The organism is Viridibacillus arvi, from assembly GCF_001274945.1.
Taxonomy (GTDB): domain Bacteria; phylum Bacillota; class Bacilli; order Bacillales_A; family Planococcaceae; genus Viridibacillus; species Viridibacillus arvi.
The window spans coordinates 1,705,267-1,719,260 of sequence record NZ_LILB01000001.1; the positions used below are offsets into that span (position 1 = coordinate 1,705,267).

Consider the following 13,994-nt stretch of genomic DNA (forward strand, 5'->3'; position numbering starts at 1 on the left):
AAAATGACCAAATAAAAACACACCAAATAGAGGTGTGTTTGAACATCTAAAAAATAATCCATTTATAATTGAATTACTTTTTGCATTTCAAATCGGCAAGCATCAATAATTACTTATTCTAAATTGATTATTCTTGCCACTCAATCAAGTTAGGATTTTCATCTAATATTGAGGTGTATTGCCTAATATCACCATACTTAGCTCCAGGATCCAAAGTTTTATAGCGTTCAAATTTTTGCAAACGCTCTTGCTCATTTGCCCATCCTAAATGCTTTAAACGTAACTGGCTAATACTGTTCGGCAAATTGAATATATTTTGAGGATAACGACCACAATGCTGAGGAGTTTCTTTCCAAGTATAGTCAAATTCTTTACGATATCTAAGTAAAAAAGGTCGATAATATAGATGAGCCTTCCAATATTCATCTTCCCTATAATGAGTCAAATTCCAAAAGTCATATAATCGAAAACTATAAAGATCGAATTCATCCTGCTCCAGCAGTTTATGCACTTCTTCGGCGAACTTATCCTCAAAAATCTCATCAGCATCTAGATTCAAAATCCAATCGGGATTCATACTAATTGTCTCTTCCCATTGCTGTTTTCTAAGTTCAACTTCATTTCCAAATTTTGACTCTTCGTTTTTTACCATTCGAACAGGAATGTCCTTTAAAACCTCTAAACACACCGCTACACTATCATCAGTACTACCGTCGTCAATTATAACAGCTTCATCGATAAACTTCCGATGTGATTCAAGTGCCTGTTTGAGATAACGACTACTTTCATTTTTCACTACCATAGAAAGCGTTAATTTTGGCTTCCCCTTAGTTATGACCTCTATTTGACTACTAGGTGTTTCCCAACTTTTTTTATAAGCTTCTACTTGCTCCAAATCTGATTCGCGATACAAATGCAAAGGTGGGACATGTGTATCTACATGCATGGATAATCCTAGTGCACCAGCTCGAATACAAAAATGTCGATCTTCTCCCCAAAATGAGAGATTTTTTATCTGTTTAAAATTCACTCCTGCAAGAAGAGCTTTTCGACTGATTAAAGTGCAAGCCCCTAGCCCGCCAACTTCGTAAACTCCAGGTATGCGTAACTTTGTGAGGAAGTGCATATATCGGGCTGATTTTTCTTCCTCTGTCAAATACTCTCCTCGTTGTTGCTCAAATTGCGTATATTCATTTGATACCCACACTTGAGGTTGTGCATGTGCCTCTGGTTGCCATTTCGTCCAGAAAATTTCCGAAATAATATCCTTATCTGCTTTCAGCAGCCAGTCAATCGTATCTGGGTGAAGAATTAAATCTGAATCAACTAAAAATAAGTAATCATAATTTTCCTTAATAGCGATATCAATTATCTGATTCTTATAATCTGCTACCTTCCATATAAGTTGCTCATTCCAATAATGTGTATGGTCGTTACGAGCATACACATCAGTAACCTCTGCATGTTCAATTCGTACGTTGTTATTTTGCTCTTGAAATTCTATTAGCAAGTTGGTAGAGTTTGTATCCTCGTTATTCTCAAGAAAAAAAACATCTAAATTAAATTGATCTTTTCGCAAATTAGAAACTGCTGACAAAAATTCATTAAGTACCTTAGGACTCTGACGAACAGGACTTCCCAGCAGAATGTTAGGTTTGCTTGCTGTCAAAAGATTGTCCTCCTTCATTTATTAATATCACGCACGAATATTGGTTCATCTAAACCTTATATACAATATATGTTTGTGTTATTTAATCGTACCTTGCTTTCAAACTTTAATAGAACTAATTCAAAATAGGGAGAGCTACATTAGTGTCTTTGCTGCACCAAAAGATTCTTTAGATAAAACAAATTATTTAGATTTCTGAGCAAAGGAAAATTACTTTAGAATTATGTATTATTTTTAATAAACAAAGATGCTCACTGCAAAAGCAGGGAGCATCATAAAATACATCATTTAGATATCCATTCAAAGAGGAATTGAATACATAAATACAGTAATCCTCCCGTACCAAGTAACTTCATAGCCAATTCCGTTCGTCTTTCTAAATTACTCTTTGCTAAATCGTAATTTCGACTTTTATCATTTTCAACTGCTGCATCACGAGATTTAATAAGATCCCACTGATTTTGAATAGTATTTTGAAATAACAGACGTGTATCTCGATTTTCTTGTAGTATCGTATTTTCTAATTTCAAATAAGATTGCTCCACTGCACGCAAACGTTTTTCTTTGTCTAAGCCATTCACTTCTAACTGTTTTATACGCCCCTCATGATTATATAAAAGATGATCGACTTCTACGATTTTCTCCAATGTTTAGTCTCCACCTTTCCTGAGTAGGTAAAAAGCACACCCTATTGGATGCGCTTTTTATGATATTTTTTTGCTATTTCACTCTTAATACTTGTCCTAAATAAATCGTATAGTTGCTATCAAGATTATTCCAAGTTTTGATTTGATCAACTGTACTACCGTATTTTACGCTTAATGAATAAACCGTGTCACCTGAAACAACCGTATGATAAGTCGCAGAGTCCTTCTTCGGTAGATTGAAGCATTTAACTAAACCATTTACATGCCCACGAGCTACATTGGCAATCCACGTATCATTTTTCATCTTTGTAGCATCACTTACAGTATCGATAAATCCATTCTCAGTTAATAGTGCAGGCATATTCGATTCTCGTAAAACATGTAGGTCGGATTGTTTTTTGCCACGGTCCGTTAACTGATTTACTTGCATAATTTCCGAGTGAATATTATTTTGATACGTTGTAGAGGGTGCCCCAACCCCTGGATACACATAACTTTCAAAGCCAGTTCCACCGCCAGCATTAATATGCACTGAGAGGAAGAAATCAGCTCCCCATGCATTTGCAGCATTCGTACGATCCGTCAGACTTGGAAACGAGTCACCTGTGCGAGACATTAAAATCGATACATTATTATATTCCGCTATAAGAATGTCTCTAATCTTTGTCCCAATTTTTAGCGTAATGTCCTTTTCCTGAATTCCGTTTCCTATAGCCCCTGGATCGCTCCCACCATGTCCTGGATCAATAAAGATTTTTACCATACTAACATCCCCTTTGTTTGTTATTAGTAAGTACTTACAACTCAATAATATACGAACAAGTGTTCTAAATCAAATAGTTATTTTATTTTTTACTATAATTGGTTAATAATACCTAAAAATCAATTATTCCATACTCGATTTATTGCCTTCGGTTATTTTTTCAATTTAAAGTCCTTTATTTTCATAAAAAATCCATGGACGAGTTTCATGACTTGTTTATAAAACATAAAATAGCCAAGGGGGAGGCATGACAATGAAAGAAAATAATCCTAATCGCAAACAAAACTTTGAAAAAGGTTTTGAAGTACCAGAAAATCAGCCAGCCAAACTTCATGTAATCGGTGCTGCAATTGTAACTCTTGGTGAGGCAATAGTAACAATTGCGGCATTGGCAGAGTTACAAGAATTAGAAGAAGAACAAAAATTGAGCAGCAAACAGTCACATTTGCTTAAAGAACAATCTAGACAGTTAGATCATATGCAAAAGCAAATTGATCTTTTAACATATCAAATGTCAAAAATGGACCGTAGAAAAAAGTGAAACAATTTATTCACTCTACACTTAAGATATTCTGAATCATTTTTATATAGAGGTAAGGGTCTTACCAGATCCTTCCTCAATGATTTTTGAAAATTGCTTGGCTCAATAAATTTTTTTCCTACATTGTGCACTTCCAGGTAATTTTACTTTCATCAAGACAAGCCTATCTGATCTTATTTGCTATGTATAGCCGTCCTTAAAATCATAAATAAAAAGGAGAATAAAAATTCCTTCTCCTTTTTCTTCATGTAAGAAAACTTCTCGTAAATAAAAACATTGATTTTTTCTCTTTCATTTACAAGTTCATGCATTTATTTAATTACTAAGGCTGTTTCTCTTGCAAACAGAAAAATTCGACCTGATTCATCATAGAAGTTAATTTCATATATTGGCCATTATAATTTTCTTGTGTGTAATTTGGAAAAATAGACAGAAAAGCAACTTCTGTTAATTGTATACTCGCACATTCAAATCCAAAATAATAATTGATTATCTGATGTCGGTAGACTCCCTTATCAACTTGAAGTTGTTGTACTCTGTTTACAATCGCCTGCAGGTTATTTATGGTTAACGATTCTTGATCACTTTGAGCAATTTCAGAAGAATTATAAGGTGCCCGGTCATATACACCGCATATTTCAAATACATCTGGATTCGGATTTGTATCCCAACCAAGGACATCTCTTTCATTACCTTCCTCATCAAAGTACACTCCACCAGCTTCGGACCCACCCGGCTTGAACACTTTATACAATTTCCCGTTTATCGTTTTTCCTTTAAATCCATATGAATGGTGTAGGTTATGGAAACGAACATAGTCGCCAACTTTAGCTTTTCGAGATACTTTGCATAATAGCTTTCCTTTGTGATGAATTATTTCATCCTCTTCTCCTTGTATCTCTTTTTCTATAAAATCCATTTTTGCTAAATGATTAAATCGCTTCATACTACTACCTCCCAAATGTATTTAGTTACAAGAGTTAATGAATAATTGCCAATTACGAATTGAGTAGCTCCATCTATTATTCCAACAAGGTTCGATTAGTATGCTTCTTTCAATTCACTATTTCTATTAGTTGTATATTATCCGAATTTTTCCGGATTGTAAAACGATTAATTTCTAATTTTTCCGATTATTTCCGGATTTTTCGTTGCGCATAATGTTATATTCGATTATGATTAATTTAACTATTTTAGGTGATTGGAGGAAATAATATGTTTGACAGGGATTTGCCCCTCAAAAAGGAGATTGCCAAGAATATTAAAGACCTACTTAAGATGAACAATTTAAATCAAATCAAACTTAGCGAGTTATCTGGTATATCAAAAAGTACGCTTTCTGATTATTTAAATTGTAAAACGCTCATTAATATTAGCAATGTGGAGAAAATGGCTACTGCCCTAAATGTTGAAAAATCAAGAATTGATCCTTCATTTTCTACTAAAAAAGAATTATCCATAAAAGAAAAAACGATTGAAACTATTGCAGCACATATAGATGAGGATGTAACAGAGGAAGAAATAGAGGTTATTAAAAACTACATAGACTTTATAAAATCGCAACGTAAAAAATGAGGTGAATTTATGTTATACGAAGCACTTATGTCTCAATATAAGCACTTAACATTCAAAGAATCCTTATTAATGCCAAAAGGATTATCTGGACTTTATATAGACCATCAAATCATAATAAATAAACGATTAAGCCTTTACGAAAAACATTGCGTTTTAGCAGAAGAGATTGGGCATTATGAAACAACTTACGGAGACATTACGAATTTAGAAAGTGTTAGCAATCAAAAATTAGAACTTACAGCTAGAAGATGGGGTTATGAAAAAATCGTTTCCTTGGATAAACTAATTGAATGCTATGTTGCTGATCAAAGAACTGAAGAGGATATTTGCACATTCCTAGAAATAACCCCGCAATACTTGTATAGCGCTATAGATAGGTATCGACAGCGCTATGGCTTATCAACCATTTATAAAGGCTATCGTATATTTTTTGATCCTTTGAATATTAAAGGGGATTTTTTTTAACTATAAAAAGAACATATGTTTCCTTTTTGATAATTGAGCAGAAAAATAGTTCTCCTATATTCTGATCAATCTTTTTTCCTTACACGATTGATTCCATTTCACTTTGCTTTAAAGCAGCATTTTCTTCAATTTACTTGTTCTGAAAATTTTCATTGCAAAAAGTGTATTTATTTTTATTGCAATTACAAAATGTGTCTAAACAAAGCATAGATGGACAGGATTTAATTAAGCATGGCTGTTATTATTCGTTTAAGGCGTGAGAGATAGAGTAGTTTAGAGGATAAAACAACTTTTAACTTCGGAATATTTAGCTAATGCTTTACTCAACTGAACTCTTAAAATCGCCTGGTGAATCAGGTTAGTCGGAAGGGAGTACTAGAAGTGAAATATAAAATTGTTAAAAATGATGAAAATATAAAGGGTATTCTTGGCCTCGATGATGAAGCTAATGGAAATGGAGCAAACGATTTACTTATAAAATTTAACAATGGAGAAAAAGCTAGTCTTGCTGAATGTGTAGTAAATAAAAATATACAAACTGAAGAAAAAATGAACTATTGGAAAGGTCGCGTGTATATAAGAACCTTATATTAATGATAATCCTTCAAAATAAATATAAATACGATATTACTGTTTATGGTCTATTAACATTGCTTGGCATCATTGAACAAATCAAAATTATGTAACAATAAAACAAAGCCACTTCATTAAGAGAGGCTTTGTTTTATTGTTGAAAATCTATTAAAATGCCAATTTCGTAAATTACATTTGTCCCTCACCCGCAATTGATTATTTTGCTATACACCTGCGTTTCTTTACTTATTTGGCATCAATTAATGATTTAACACATCATATTCCGCCTATTCTCCATGACGAATTTGCGAGGGTAACATACCGTAATGTTTTTTAAATAATTTACTAAAGTATTTTGTATCTGTGTAGCCTGTAGCAAGTGATATTTCATATATTTTCATATTCGTTGTTTTGAGTAAGGTGATTGCCTTTTCCATTCGATTTTTAGTTATGTAATCCAAGACGGTTTCACCAGTTTTTCGTTTGAAGTATTCACTAAAATAGGTGGCGTTCATAAAAACCTTACCTGCTATTTTCTCAATCGTTAACGATTCATGTAAATGCTCATGAATCCACTGGGTCGCAATTTCTATAGATATATTCTTCGACTCAGGTTCCGAGAGCACTTCATTTTTATGAAATTTAGCATTAATTTTATCCAGACACACTTGCATTTCCAACCTATCAATCGGTTTTAATAAATAGTCGAGTGCCCCTTCACGCATTGCCTTTTGTATAAATTCAAAATCATCGTAACCGCTAATGATCACTGCATAATAGGATTTTGAGACCCTTTCATTTAAACGAGTTAGCAATTCCAAGCCACTCATCAAAGGCATTTTCACATCGGTAAACAACACATCAAATGGAAGGTCAAGTTTTACAACATCATCGAGACAACTCTGCCCCGTTGCATATGAGCCAACAATTTCCCACTCTTCACCGTTACTTCTAATTAGTTTTTCAATGCCCCTTCTTAGACGACTTTCATCGTCAACAACGATGACTTTAATTTTCTCTGTCATGATTGTGAACACTTCCTCTATCTAGTATAGGTATACGCATGAGAATTTTGGTGCCGATGCCTTCTTCACTTTGAATACGTAGATGATACTCATTACCAAAATGGAGCACAAGTCTACCGTTTACATTGGATAAGCCAAAGCTGTCATCCTTTTTAAACATCTGATTGTCAGTTAGCTGCTGTTTGATTAAAGCTAATTTTTCAGAACTAATACCTTTACCATTGTCTTGAATGACAAGCTGCATCACGCTATCCTCTTCTGTAACCGTAACATTGATTTCTAACGTCTGCCCAGGAAGATATGCATGCTCAAATGCATTTTCAATAAGTGGCTGGAGGATAAATTTTGGTGTCATTTTGTCGTGCAATGTATGAGCAGCTACGACCGAATATGCTAATGTTTCTTCAAAGCGGGCTTTCTGAATCACTAAGTAATCTTGTATATGTTGTAGTTCTAAACACAAAGGAACGAATTGATCTTTATTGCCCAATGAATAGTGCAGCATACGGCCTAAATTTGTGACCATCTCTACAACGCTCGTCTTTTCATCCTCTTCCACCATAATGGCGATATTTTCTAACGTATTGTACATAAAATGCGGATTGATCTGCGACTGAAGTGCGTATAGCTCAGCTTCCTTTTGCTTTAATTCAATTTCATATTTTTCATTTATTAATTCTTCAATTTCTCGTAGCATTTTCGAAAATGCCTTGGAAAGCATACCTACTTCATCATTCGACTCATTCTTGAGCCGGATATCAAAATCTCCTTTTTCTGCTCGCTTCATCTCACCCGCTAAACGTTGAATTGGTTTTGCTACACCCCAAGCAAGAACAATTGAGCTACCAATTGCCAATACTACAATAATGAAGAATGCTATGATTGTGATATTACGTACAAAATCGGACTCTTCCGTTAAGTGTCTCACGGGAATCGCATGCATAAAGGTCCACCGGTTTTCAACACTATTGGCGCTACTATATAATGTTTGGTCTGATTGAAAACTACCATTTGCTATTGGATAATCTACCTTATCCTTATCAAGAGTACCGATAAGAGAAGGCATGGAATGATAAATAATATAGCCTTGTTCATCTACCATCCACATTTTCGCATCATCTTGTTCATCTACAGTACGTATTGTTTGCTCGATAAAGGCTAAATCAAGTGCCACAAATACGGTGCCTAAATTGTGCCTGTTTTCATAATCAATTATTTGTTTTACTAGGAGCACAAATGGTTTACGTTCTTTGAAGAAAAGGGAAGTTTCATGTGGGAAAAACACACTTTCCTCTTCTATTAATTTATATGAATTTCCGTATAATCCGATAGACTGACTTGTTGAGAATCCAGAGTCATATGAAAGGCGTGAATTTTGAAACAGACGATCCTTTGAAGAAACAAACACACCAATAACATGCTCCCGACTACCTTGCATAAAAGAACTTGCCAAATAATTTTCAACTAAATGTTCATCCTGTTTCATATTTGATACATTTTGATAAGTGGATTTTCTCAAAATATTCATTACTTCTTTGTTGTTATTTATTTGATTCATTTCATCAAAATACTGTTCAATTTGTCGCTCCATATTATTATTAGCTTGGTTTAATAACCTTGGAATATATGTACCTACTTGTCTTTCAACTGATAGAACGTATTGACTATAAGCCACGTAGCCTAATAAAGCAGTTGGAATAATAGTAATAATGATATAAGTCAATAATAGCTTCGTTTTTAGCGTATAATTTTTAAATTGCCTTCGCTTAAAAGTCATATTGATTTACATTCTCCTTCGTGAAATCAATAGCTTCTCCCATAACAATTCGGTGCTCATTATTATAGAAACGTACAATGCCAACACCTGGAATAACTTCATAATCATTGATAGGCTCTCCAGCAAGTATTTTCTCAGTTAAAATAATCGTTAAATATCCTAATTTTTTCGGACTCCATAAAGTAACAGTCTGTGCTGATCCATCCAATAAATAATTCCGCATTAAATTCGGTGTCGATAAACCAACTACTGCCACCTGTCCAACCTTATTTTGTTCTTTCACAACCTGCGCTGCAGCAGGAGGACCAACAGAAGAATTACCGATAATCCCCTTTAAATTTGGATACTTTTTTAATAATGTTCTCGCTGCTTCATACGCAATTTCTGGATCGTCATTAGTCGCAACGACCTCTACCAGCTTCATATTGGGATAATATTGTTGCCATTGTGCTTGAATCCATTTGACCCACGAATTATGGTTAATCGCTGAAAAAGAGCCTGTCATTATCGCAAACTCTCCATCTTCTCCTGTATGAAGTGCTAACTGGTCCATTAAATGCCGCCCAAGAGTTTCAGAGTCAACCATATCCACAAATAGATCCCGTGCTTCTTGTTGGCTATCAGCATCCCATGTCACAATCTTGATGCCTCGCTTTTTAGCCTTCTTCAATACTGAAGATAAACTTTTACTATCAATAACTGAGACTGCAATGGCATCCACTTTCTTACCCATCATTTTCTCCACAATTTCACTTTGTAGTTCCGCTTCTGCTTTTAATGGTCCCTCATATACTATGTCAATTTCTAATTGTTCAGCTGCTTCTTTGACGCCTTCATAAACAGATTCAAAATATGGTATATTGCCTACTTTCGGTATGTAAGCAATACGATAATGTTCTTTAGTCTTAGGCTTTTTTTCAGTTTGTTCCTGTTTAACCTTATCGGCTTCATATAATACATGGTATTTTTCTGGACTTGTACATCCAATCACCAAGAAAATGGAAGCGATTACATAGAAAATTATTAAGAACCAACTTTTATTCATATAATCACCTACTCTTCAAATAGATTAAAAGACCAAATCTTCCGATAATTCAAAGGAGTAATACCCTCGCGTTTTTTAAATAGCTCTATAAAATGACTAACATCCTCTATCCCAACTTCTCGAGCAATTTGAGATATGGCGTCATTGCCAATTCTTAATTTATATTTCGCGGCATTCATTCGTTGGACGATTAAAAACTCATTTGGTGATAGACCTACATATTTTTTAAACTGTTTAGCCATTTGATACTTGTTTACAGCTACAAGCCTTGCCAGTTGGTCAAGCGTCCATTTTCGTTCAAAGCCTGTCGTTAAAATATCCTGTAGTTCAATCACATATGTTGGCATTGCTTCTTTATTATCAGGCTGATGCAGCGAAAGTTTTAATTGCTCTCCCAAAATATGCTGAATTCGTAGTGATATTTCGACTTCATAATAAAACTGATGTTGGTTTAATAGCGGCTTTATTGACCACATTATTTGTTCAAAGAAATCTAGTGACTTAACCTTTACAACTAGTCCATCAGCCTCTTTTATTAGATTGAAATAAGAAGAAACAGCTGCTCCATTTACATGCATCCAAAGGAAATTCCATGTCCCTTTCGCTGCTGTCCAATATCTTTGATACTCTCGACAATGTATTATAAACAAACTTCCTTTATGTAATGTATACGTTTTGTCCTTGTATTGCAGGAAACCTTCCCCTTCTATAGTCAATACTATTAAATATAAATCTAGCCCACTTCTCTCTGTGAAATAAGGTGCATATGTTTTAAAATAGCCAAACTCATGTAGCGTATTTAAATGCTCTTTCGCTTTAATTGAAGGACTATCAGTAATCCAAATAGAATCCTCAGACCAATTGTCCGTATATTGCTGCCACAATTTCATACCGCTCCCCCACTCGTCAAGATAATCATATAAAAAGACAATATACTCTAATGCTTCTAGTTTTAGATATTAGTATGATTTTCAATAATCATACAGTTTTTACAAGGAGGAAACAAATATGAAACGTGTTCAATATAAGAAACCACGAATCGGCCTATACTCTACTGGGTTGGAGGCTTATTGGGCTCAATTCCCTGGCTTACGAGAACGTTTACTTACTTATAATTGCTTTATCGAAAGCAATTTAGCCAAATCCTGTGATGTATCGAATTTCGGTCTAGTTGATACTGTTCAAAAAGCCCGTAAAGCAGGTGATTGGTTTACTGAACAAAAAGTAGATATTATTTTTGTCCATGCTGCAACATATGCGACAAGCGCTACAGTATTACCTGTTCACCAACATTGCTCAGCAAAAGTAATATTATTGAATTTACAACCAAGTCCACAGCTCAATTATGATGAAACGAATACAGCTGAGTGGCTCGCAAACTGCGGCGCATGTCCCGTACCTGAATTCGCTAATGCCCTGCATCGGGCGAATATTTCATATGATGTGATTAATGGTTTACTCGGACTTTCGGAAACACCAGGCGACACAAAATCTGACGAAAATACCTCACACATGCCAGAAGCTCAAAAAGCATGGAAAACTATTAATGAATGGGTACAAGCAGCAAAGATTAAGCGTAATTTACAGCAGGCTACTTTTGGTTTTTTAGGTAACACATATAGTGGAATGCTTGACCTTTATAGTGATCTCACGATGCTCCAAGCACAATCAGGTATTCATATAGAAGTACTGGAAATGTGTGATTTACAAGCTTTGCAAGATTATGTGACAACTTCAGATGTTGCTGAAATCGAGCAAATCACACAAGATATGTTTAACATTGCAGAAGATTCTCCTTCTGAAAAACTCGCTAAAAAGCCAAGTAAAGAACAACTTGCACAAGCCTATAACGTAGCTGCCACACAACAAAAATTGGTGGAAGAGCGTGGACTTGATGCTCTTGCTTACTATTATCATGGAGCTCCCGGAAATGCCTATGAACAGCTGCAAAGCGACTTTATTTTAGGCCACTCTCTATTAACAGCTAACGGTATTTCTTGCGCGGGTGAAGGTGATTTAAAAACTGCTGTTGCCATGAAAGTATGCGATACAATTGGTGTTGGCGGTAGTTTTTGTGAAATTGTTGTAACTGATTATAAAGAAGGCACAATCCTTTTTGGACATGATGGACCTTTCCACATCGACATAGCTGAAGGGAAACCTGCGCTTCGTGGAATGGGCGTTTATCATGGGAAGCAAGGGAGTGGCATTTCTGTAGAGGCTAAAGTGAAAACTGGGCCAATCACTTTACTCTATTTAACGCAAACTGTAGAAGGCCGCTTAAAATGGATCATTAGTGAAGCAGAATCTACAGATGGTCGAATTATGACCATAGGGAACACGCAAACACCGGTTAAATTTTCTCTACATCCGGATGAATATTTTGATGCTCTCTTTAAAGAAGCACCCACACATCATTGTGCAATGGCAATAGGGCATAATGCTGGTGTATTCACGAAAATGGCAAAACTGATGGGTACTGAATATAAAGTCATATAGTTAATTAAATGGAGCTGTCTCACCAGTTGGTTTTACCCTGAGAGATGGCTTTTCATTTGTTAATAACGCCAGAAAAAGCAACTAGTCGAGAGCAACTAGTTGCCTTTCATTCATAAAAATTTATAGTACTTAATCTATTGTTAAAACCTCTGGCGTGCGTTTGAATAATTCCTCACGCTCATATTTTTCAACTTCTGCAAGCCATTTTTCACCAACTGGCACATTCATCTTCACACAATATTGATCCCATACTGCACCAAATGGATATGTTTTAAATTCTTCTAATAATGCTAATCGAGCGGTATAATTCCCCTCTTCTTGATAACGTTTCAATAAATCATGCGGCATTAATAATGCATATAGCAGCGCCTTAATCATATTTCGCGTTCCAATTGTCCAAGCAGCAACTCGGTTAATACTCGCATCAAAGAAATCTAATCCAATAGCAACTTTATCGAGTGCATCATTACGTACAATTTCAATTGCTATTTCTTTTAATTCATCATCTAAAATAACGACGTGATCACTATCCCATCGAACAGGTCTTGATACATGCAATGCTAATTTGTCTGAAAATAGAAGCATGGACGAAATTTTATTGGATACTGTTTCGGTTGGATGATAGTGTCCAGTATCCATCAAATAAGTCTTTTTATTTGTTAATGCATAGCCCATGTAAAATTCATGCGATCCAACTACATAAGATTCCGAGCCAATCCCAAACACTTTACTTTCCACTGCATCGATTAAATATTTTTCGCTTATTTCCTCCACATAAATAGCATCTAAAGATTCCTTTAGACGTTTTCTAGGCGTTAGCCGGTCTGCAGGGATATCTTTGTAGCCATCTGGAATCCATATATTCATCAAGGAAGGCGTTCCTAATGCTTTACCGAAATACTCCGCTATTTTGCGGCACTTCATACAATGTTCAATCCAGAATTCACGAACTGTTGCATCTGGGCTTGCTAATGTTAAGCCTTCTTCCGCTTTCGGGTGTGAGAATAGCGTAGGATTAAAATCGAGACCAATTTGCTGCTTCTTTGCCCACTCTACCCAATTTTTGAAATGCACCGGTTCTAGTTCATCACGGTCGACAACTTTCCCATTCGTTTCTGCATAGAGGGCATGTAAGTTCACTCTGTGGCGCCCTGGAATTAAAGACATCGCCATCTCTAAATCCGAGCGTAACTCCTCTGGCGTACGTGCCTTTCCAGGATAATTCCCTGTAACATCAATACCACCTGATAATTCACTTTTATTCACTTCAAAGCCACCGATATCATCACCTTGCCAACAATGAATCGAGACAGGAATAGTTTGTAATATTTCTAGTGCAGCATCCGTATCAACATCCCATTTACCGTAAGCTTCTTTTGCTAAAGCATAACTCTGTTCAACAGTCATTAAAATAC

The 13,994-nt window shown here is 35.3% G+C and carries 14 protein-coding genes; 5 read left to right on the top strand and 9 right to left on the bottom strand.

Annotated elements, in window-relative coordinates; genetic code table 11:
- Window positions 1-127 precede the first annotated feature (127 nt).
- The 3 genes from AMD00_RS08140 to AMD00_RS08150 all read right to left on the bottom strand — a co-directional run bounded on the left by AMD00_RS08140 (window position 128) and on the right by AMD00_RS08150 (window position 3,079).
- Window positions 128-1,669: a glycosyltransferase gene (locus AMD00_RS08140; protein WP_245639460.1), complete on the bottom strand. Its 1,542-nt coding sequence runs from the start codon at window positions 1,667-1,669 to the stop codon at window positions 128-130.
- A gap of 284 nt (window positions 1,670-1,953) precedes the next feature.
- Window positions 1,954-2,316 carry a hypothetical protein gene (locus tag AMD00_RS08145; protein ID WP_053416521.1) on the bottom strand — a complete coding sequence of 121 codons (363 nt, stop codon included), beginning with the start codon at window positions 2,314-2,316 and terminating at the stop codon, window positions 1,954-1,956.
- Window positions 2,317-2,389: 73 nt separating this feature from the next.
- Window positions 2,390-3,079, bottom strand: coding sequence for an N-acetylmuramoyl-L-alanine amidase (locus tag AMD00_RS08150; RefSeq protein ID WP_053416522.1), 690 nt, complete (start codon window positions 3,077-3,079; stop codon window positions 2,390-2,392).
- Window positions 3,080-3,326: 247 nt separating this feature from the next.
- Between AMD00_RS08150 and AMD00_RS08155 the strand changes: the two genes are divergently transcribed.
- Window positions 3,327-3,620 carry a hypothetical protein gene (locus AMD00_RS08155; RefSeq protein ID WP_157059199.1) on the top strand — a complete coding sequence of 98 codons (294 nt, stop codon included), beginning with the start codon at window positions 3,327-3,329 and terminating at the stop codon, window positions 3,618-3,620.
- Between the two features lie 322 nt (window positions 3,621-3,942).
- Here AMD00_RS08155 and AMD00_RS08160 read toward each other — a convergent pair whose 3' ends face one another.
- The gene (locus tag AMD00_RS08160; protein WP_053416524.1) at window positions 3,943-4,566 is read right to left on the bottom strand and encodes a hypothetical protein; all 624 of its coding nucleotides are present in this window, start codon (window positions 4,564-4,566) and stop codon (window positions 3,943-3,945) included.
- Between the two features lie 269 nt (window positions 4,567-4,835).
- Here AMD00_RS08160 and AMD00_RS08165 point away from each other — a divergent pair, with 269 nt between their 5' ends.
- The 3 genes from AMD00_RS08165 (at window position 4,836) to AMD00_RS08175 (ending at window position 6,254) form a co-directional block, all read left to right on the top strand.
- Window positions 4,836-5,195 (top strand): helix-turn-helix domain-containing protein, encoded by a 360-nt coding sequence (locus AMD00_RS08165; protein WP_053416525.1) that lies wholly within the window; start codon window positions 4,836-4,838, stop codon window positions 5,193-5,195.
- Window positions 5,196-5,204: 9 nt separating this feature from the next.
- Window positions 5,205-5,660: an ImmA/IrrE family metallo-endopeptidase gene (locus AMD00_RS08170; protein WP_053416526.1), complete on the top strand. Its 456-nt coding sequence runs from the start codon at window positions 5,205-5,207 to the stop codon at window positions 5,658-5,660.
- A gap of 381 nt (window positions 5,661-6,041) precedes the next feature.
- Window positions 6,042-6,254: a hypothetical protein gene (locus tag AMD00_RS08175; protein WP_053416527.1), complete on the top strand. Its 213-nt coding sequence runs from the start codon at window positions 6,042-6,044 to the stop codon at window positions 6,252-6,254.
- Between the two features lie 266 nt (window positions 6,255-6,520).
- Here AMD00_RS08175 and AMD00_RS08180 read toward each other — a convergent pair whose 3' ends face one another.
- From AMD00_RS08180 to AMD00_RS08195, 4 genes are read right to left on the bottom strand one after another with little or no spacing between them, the layout of a single operon-like run.
- Complete coding sequence (locus AMD00_RS08180; RefSeq protein ID WP_053416528.1) at window positions 6,521-7,258, bottom strand: response regulator transcription factor; 738 nt, start codon at window positions 7,256-7,258, stop codon at window positions 6,521-6,523.
- Window positions 7,242-9,035, bottom strand: a complete 1,794-nt coding sequence (locus AMD00_RS08185; RefSeq protein ID WP_053416529.1) for a sensor histidine kinase — start codon at window positions 9,033-9,035, stop codon at window positions 7,242-7,244. The genes AMD00_RS08180 and AMD00_RS08185 overlap by 17 nt, the downstream gene beginning before the upstream one ends.
- Window positions 9,025-10,080, bottom strand: a complete 1,056-nt coding sequence (locus AMD00_RS08190; RefSeq protein WP_053416530.1) for an autoinducer 2 ABC transporter substrate-binding protein — start codon at window positions 10,078-10,080, stop codon at window positions 9,025-9,027. Before AMD00_RS08190 ends, AMD00_RS08185 begins: the two co-directional genes overlap by 11 nt.
- 8 nt (window positions 10,081-10,088) lie before the next feature.
- Window positions 10,089-10,970 carry a helix-turn-helix transcriptional regulator gene (locus AMD00_RS08195; RefSeq protein ID WP_053416531.1) on the bottom strand — a complete coding sequence of 294 codons (882 nt, stop codon included), beginning with the start codon at window positions 10,968-10,970 and terminating at the stop codon, window positions 10,089-10,091.
- Between the two features lie 118 nt (window positions 10,971-11,088).
- Between AMD00_RS08195 and AMD00_RS08200 the strand changes: the two genes are divergently transcribed.
- On the top strand, window positions 11,089-12,579 hold the full coding sequence (locus AMD00_RS08200) for an L-fucose/L-arabinose isomerase family protein (RefSeq protein ID WP_053416532.1): 1,491 nt from the start codon (window positions 11,089-11,091) through the stop codon (window positions 12,577-12,579).
- Window positions 12,580-12,708: 129 nt separating this feature from the next.
- Here the strand turns inward: AMD00_RS08200 and rhaA are convergent, their stop codons facing one another.
- Window positions 12,709-13,986: an L-rhamnose isomerase gene (gene rhaA, locus AMD00_RS08205; protein WP_053416533.1), complete on the bottom strand. Its 1,278-nt coding sequence runs from the start codon at window positions 13,984-13,986 to the stop codon at window positions 12,709-12,711.
- Between the last annotated feature and the right edge of the window lie 8 nt (window positions 13,987-13,994).